1 pseudogene is annotated in these 1,873 nt (G+C 41.5%); it reads right to left on the bottom strand.

The window, feature by feature from the left end:
* Positions 1–1,867: pseudogene (locus PX481_RS08010) on the bottom strand (non-ribosomal peptide synthetase); the annotation flags it as partial.
* Between the last annotated feature and the right edge of the window lie 6 nt (positions 1,868–1,873).

Raw genomic sequence — 1,873 nt, forward strand, 5'->3', positions numbered from 1 at the left:
ATTCGGCGATTGTCGGTGCAACAAATAACTCGCGTAAGGGCATTTCTACCTGAAAAGCCTCACGGATGCGCGAAATTAGTTGCGTTGCTAATAATGAATGTCCACCCAACTCAAAGAAGTTGTCGTGAATCCCCACCTGTGAAACTTTTAATACTTTTGCCCAAATCGAGGATAATATCTCTTCAATGGGGTTACGCGGCGCAATATACTGCTCTTGGCTTTGGAATTCGGGAGCCGGTAAAGCACGATGATCGATTTTACCATTAGGCGTTAAGGGTAGGGATTCCAAAATGACAAAGGCACTAGGAATCATATACTCTGGTAACTTAGCTTTCAGGAATTGCCGCAGTTGAGTAATATTAAGCGAATTTTGCTCTTTTGGAGGGGAAATAATCTCTATTTGGGGAATAATATAGGCGACTAAACGTTTCTGATTTGTCTCATCTTCCCGAGCAATTACAACAGCCGTTTTGACCGCACTGTGCTGACTAAGAACGGTTTCAATTTCTCCCAATTCAATGCGGAAACCGCGAATTTTTACTTGATTGTCAATGCGTCCTAAATACTCAATATTACCGTCGGGTAAATAACGCCCTAAGTCTCCCGTTTTATATAATCTGCTTTCTGTTTCCTGATGGAAGGGATGAGGGATAAATTTTTCATTGGTTAACTCTGGATGATTGAGGTAGCCTCTCGCTAATCCCGCACCGCCTATGTGTAATTCCCCAGGCACACCAACAGGAACAGGTTGCAAATATTCGTCTAAAATATAGGTTTCTACCTTAGCAATGGGACGACCAATCACTGGTTTGAGGTTAGCTGTGATCAAACATATCGTGCTATCCACAGTGCATTCTGTCGGGCCATAAACGTTATAGAAATTAATGTTTTCAGCCTTGGCCAAAGTAGCCCACATAGATTCATCAATGGCTTCTCCTCCCACCAAGACAGATTGAGGATGATTGTCACTTTCTAGCAATCCTACTGAAATTAGTAGCCTCAGTTGCGATGGTGTGCAATCCAATACATCTATTTTTTGCTGCCGCAGGTGGGATAACATGGCATGGCTATCAAATCGCACCTTTTCTGGCACAATGTTCAGGCTATGACCATATATCAGTTGAATAATTTGTTGCACAGAAGCGTCAAAAGCTAAAGAGGCATTGATGCTGACTCGCAATGGGGAAATCTGATGGTGAGCATAGATAGCTTCATGCAGTCCGTGAGCAAGATTGACAACGGAGGAGTGCTGAATCATCACTCCCTTTGGCTTTCCTGTTGAACCTGAAGTGTAGATTGCATAAGCTAAGTTTTCCGGTTGAACTTCACAGCAGGGATTTGATTCCTGTGCTTGAGTGATAAACGACCAGTCAGTATCTAAACAAACGATTTCTGATTGGTGTTTTGGAAGTCCTGCGATTAAATGTTTTTGGGTTAACAGAACTCTAATTTGAGCATCTTGGAGGATATACAGTAAACGCTCAGTTGGATATTCTGGGTCAAGAGGAACATAAGCACCACCCGCTTTTAATATCGCTAATAACCCCACAATCATGTCTAAAGAACGTTCAAGACAAATCCCCACTAATTGCTCAGGTTTTACTCCTAAAGACTGCAAATAATGTGCTAACTGATTAGCTCGACAATTTAACTCATTGTAGGTTAATTGTTGCTCTGAATATACAACTGCTACCGCTTCGGGTGTGCGTTTTACCTGTTCTTCAAATAACTGATGAATACACTTGTCAGCAGGATAATCTACCTCAGTATTATTCCAGTCAATTAATAACTGTTGTTGTTCAACTTTAGTTAACAAAGGTAATTGAGAAACTCTCTCACTCGGATTAGTAATAATCCCCTCAAGTAGAGTCAG

It is taken from the genome of Microcystis sp. M53603_WE2 (assembly GCF_030065435.1).